This window comes from Micromonospora maritima (assembly GCF_902825405.1).
GTDB classification, from domain to species: domain Bacteria; phylum Actinomycetota; class Actinomycetes; order Mycobacteriales; family Micromonosporaceae; genus Micromonospora; species Micromonospora maritima.
In genome coordinates this window covers 1-2,652 of the sequence record NZ_CADEAU010000641.1, presented here as the reverse complement: position 1 = coordinate 2,652, position 2,652 = coordinate 1, and the positions used below count along the sequence as shown (strand labels likewise).

Genomic DNA, 2,652 nt, shown 5'->3' with positions numbered 1-2,652 from the left:
CGATCTGGCCCACGCCCGTCGCCGCGAGGCGGCGCGCGCCGACGCGCCGGACGTCCGGCCCCGCGCTGCCGGAAGCCAGGCCACCTCGACGTGCCCGACGCGCACCTGTCCGGTCGGTCCGCACGTCCGTGCTGAGTCGTTCCTGATATCAGCTCGAAAGGCGGCGCCAGCCCGTGCCCCGGGTCCGCGTGCCCCACCACGGCCAGCCCGGCGCGACGTCGCCCGACATCGGCGCGGAAGGCCGCACCGGCCCGTGCCCCGGTCCACGGGTCCCACCGCGGCCCGCTCGGCGCGACGGTGCCGGTTCAAGTCACTTTTCGCGGGTAGCAGTCCCATGGACGGCACCGAAGAGGAGACATTCAGGCATGAAGGCACTGACCTGGCACGGCAAGCGGGACGTTCGCGTGGAGGACGTCCCGGATCCCCGGATCGAGGAGCCGACCGACGCGATCGTCCGGATCACCTCGACCGCCATCTGCGGCTCCGACCTGCACCTGTACGAGGTGCTCGGGCCGTACCTGAAGCCCGGCGACGTGCTCGGACACGAGCCGATGGGCATCGTCGAGGAGGTCGGCCCGGGGGTGACCCGGCTCAAGAAGGGCGACCGGGTGGTCGTCCCGTTCAACATCTCCTGCGGCTCGTGCTGGATGTGCGAGCGGCAGCTCTACGCGCAGTGCGAGACCACCCAGGTGACCAGCCAGGGCAAAGGCGCCTCGCTGTTCGGCTACACCTCGCTCTACGGGTCGGTCCCGGGCGGCCAGGCCGAGTACCTGCGCGTGCCGCAGGCCCAGTTCGGCCCGATCGCGATCCCGGACACCGGGGCCGACGAGCGGTGGCTCTACCTGTCCGACATCCTGCCCACCGCCTGGCAGGCGGTGAAGTACGCGGACACCCCGCCGGGCGGCACCCTGGCCGTGTTCGGCCTCGGCCCGGTCGGGCAGTTCAGCGCCCGGATCGGCCGCCACCTCGGGGCCGGCCGGGTGATCGGCCTGGACCTGGTGCCGGAGCGGCTGGAGATGGCCCGCCGCCACGGCATCGAGGTGCTCGACGTCAGCCAGCTCGACGACGTGCCCGGCGCGCTCATCGACCTGGTCGACGGACGCGGCCCGGACGCGGTGATCGACGCGGTCGGCATGGAGGCGCACGGCGCACCGCTGGGCAAGGTCGCCCAGACCGCCGCCGGGCTGCTGCCGGACAAGCTGGCCCAGGCGATGACCGACAAGGTGGGCGTGGACCGGCTCGTGGTGCTGCACGCCGCGCTCAAGGCGGTCCGGCGCGGTGGGACCGTCTCGATCTCCGGGGTGTACGGCGGCGAGCAGGACCCGATGCCGCTGATGGAGATGTTCGACCGGGGCATCCAGCTGCGCATGGGGCAGTGCCACGTGCGGCGCTGGGTCGACGAGATCATTCCGCTGCTGGAGGGCGACGACGACCCGCTGGGCGTCGAGGACCTGCGGACCCACCGGCTGCCGCTGGCGCAGGCGCCGCAGGCGTACGAGATGTTCCAGAAGAAGGAGGACGGCTGCGTCAAGGTCGTGCTCGCACCGTGACCCGGACGGTGGTCGTCACCGGCGCGACGAGCGGGATCGGCCGGGCGGCGGCCCGGGAGCTCGCGGGCCGCGGGGACCGTCTGGTCCTCGCGGCCCGCTCCCCCGAGACCCTGGCCGAGGTACGGCGGGAGTGCGCCGACGCCGGCGCCGCGGACGTCCGGGTCGTGCCCACCGACGTCACCGCCCCGGACGCGCTCGACGCCCTGGCCGCCACCGCCGTCGCCGAGTTCGGCCGGATCGACGTCTGGGTGCACACGGCGGCGGTGATGGCGTACGGGCGCTTCGAGGAGATCCCGGCGGAGGTCTTCGACCAGGTGGTCCGGACCGACCTGTTGGCCGCCGCCGGGGTCGCGCGGGTGGCGTTGCGGCACTTCCGGGCGACCGGGGGCGGCACGCTGATCCTCACCGGGTCGGTGCTGGGACACATCACGGCGCCCTACATGAGCGGGTACGTGACCAGCAAGTGGGGGCTGCACGGGCTGGCCCGGGCGTTGCAGCAGGAGTCGCGGGACCTGGACGGCGTGCACGTCTGCCTGGTCACGCCGGGCAGTGTGGACACCCCGGTCTACCAGCAGGCGGCGAACTACCTCGGCCGCGTCGGTCGGCCCCCGCTGCCGATCACCACGCCGGAACGGGTGGCCCGGGCCATCGCGCACTGCGCCGACAAACCGCGCCGGGAGATCTCGGTGGGGCGGGTCAACCTGGTCATGCGGATCGGGTTCACCGCGCTGCCGGCCGTCTACGACGTACTGGTGGGGCCGCTGATGCGGCTCGGTGGGCTCACCGGACGCCCGGTGCCGCCGACGGACGGGGTGGTCTTCGCGCCGAACCCGGCCGGTGAGGCGGTCCGGGGCGGCTGGCTGCCCGACGTGTCGCGGGTGGTGCGGTCGGTGGGCGACGCCACCGCCGCGGTCGGCTCGGCGGTACGGCGGCGGCTGCGCTGAGCCGCCGCGGGTCGGTCGTCCGCACGGACCGGCGCGGGGGTGGCTACCGTGTACTGCGGGACACGGCGGAGGGGACGACCATGGGCACAGCGGTGCAGCGGGAACCGGATCGGGCCGGCGGCGGGCGGGCGTGGCGGATCGCCGGGCTGGCGGCCGTC

2 protein-coding genes are annotated in these 2,652 nt (G+C 74.2%); both read left to right on the top strand.

All coding sequences use genetic code 11. The annotated features are described in order from the left end of the window. The first annotated feature begins 365 nt into the window (after positions 1-365). Complete coding sequence (locus HUW36_RS30415) at positions 366-1,550, top strand: zinc-dependent alcohol dehydrogenase (protein WP_174531234.1); 1,185 nt, start codon at positions 366-368, stop codon at positions 1,548-1,550. Continuing rightward, on the top strand, positions 1,547-2,494 hold the full coding sequence (locus tag HUW36_RS30410) for an SDR family NAD(P)-dependent oxidoreductase (RefSeq protein WP_174531233.1): 948 nt from the start codon (positions 1,547-1,549) through the stop codon (positions 2,492-2,494). Before HUW36_RS30415 ends, HUW36_RS30410 begins: the two co-directional genes overlap by 4 nt. Positions 2,495-2,652: the final 158 nt, after the last annotated feature.

Bases quoted from the DNA above. Each gene is read 5' to 3' on its own strand.
- HUW36_RS30415 (WP_174531234.1), top strand. From the start codon at position 366: ATGAAGGCACTGACCTGGCACGGCAAGCGGGACGTTCGCGTGGAGGAC.